At 46.2% G+C, this 1,145-nt stretch carries 1 protein-coding gene; it reads right to left on the bottom strand.

The window, feature by feature from the left end; all coding sequences use genetic code 11:
- Positions 1-293: 293 nt before the first annotated feature.
- On the bottom strand, positions 294-1,145 hold an 852-nt coding region (locus AB4Z45_RS32895), incomplete at its 5' end, for a transposase (RefSeq protein ID WP_441913835.1).

Raw genomic sequence — 1,145 nt, 5'->3', positions numbered from 1 at the left:
CGAAGAATGTACAAAAAGCCTCTCCACTCAGACCACTCGTTTAAAAAAGTGGACTTTGGGAAGATTTATGGTCGCACCTTTGGATCTCCACATCGTCTCATGGAGGTCAACCCTCCCATGTCTCACAGAGTCTACGCTCCCACATTCCTTCATTCAACCTGTCCATGAGGTGGAGGTCGGATATTGCTGCCCGTCAGGATCTTCGTCCGTATGTTAGTTTTGTTCCGACTCATCCGTGCTTCAATTGTCTGTAACTCTCTTATCTACGTTCGTCTTCTATGAAAACATTGAATTTAAGCTGCTAATGACACTGCCGTGAATTGGGGGATATCCTGTAACATCTTTTCTTCACTAAACTCATGCCCCTTTTTCAGGACACCAAACAGAACGCGAATTAGYTTGTTGCATAACGCAATGAGCGACTGCATCTTTTTCAAGGGATTATCTGGCCGTTTCGTGTAATACTGATGCAAGGCCTTAAACGCCCRGTTCTTAGCCACCAGTGGCATCATCACGCGAAATAGYAGCGCTCGTAGCCGCCTACGACCTCGCTTCGTAATCTTTGTTTGTCCCTTGTGTTTACCTGACGTATTTTCTTTAAGATTCAAGCCGGCGAGCTTAATAATCTGTTTGGGATGTCTGTATCGCTCTATGTCGCCAACTTCAGCGAGAAAACCAGCAATACTGTCACGGCCAATCCCTTTAATAGCCATTAGTTTCTTCACATGAGGGATTTGCTCCAAGAGCTCATCCAGCCTTGCCTCAAGCTCTTCAAACTTACTCTCTAGCAGCTCATACTGTGTTAACAACAACCTTAGCTCGAGTTTTGCTAATGCCGTCCCTTCTCGTATACCAACAGAACSGCTTGCTGCTGCTTTCAGGCTTCTCATACGTTCGATGCCAAGCCCTCGTTTGGCAATCTTTCTAAGATGACTCAGCAAGGTTTCCTCAGATTCARAAACCAGCTCATGCGGTAACAAATAAAGACTGAGCATTTGGCGTGCTGACTTGCATTCCCAATCCTTAAACACCGTAAGGAACTCTGGAAAGTACCGATCCAACCAGTTATGAACGCGGCCTTGCACCACGCGCAGATCTGTCGACAGATGTTCGCGGATTTTCATCGCTTCCCTTAGTTCGGCATA

The sequence above is a fragment of the Paenibacillus sp. MCAF9 genome (genome assembly GCF_052114265.1).
In the GTDB taxonomy this organism is placed as follows: domain Bacteria; phylum Bacillota; class Bacilli; order Paenibacillales; family Paenibacillaceae; genus Pristimantibacillus.
The sequence above is the reverse complement of the archived record's forward strand: the minus strand, read 5'-3'. Positions and strand labels throughout refer to the sequence as shown.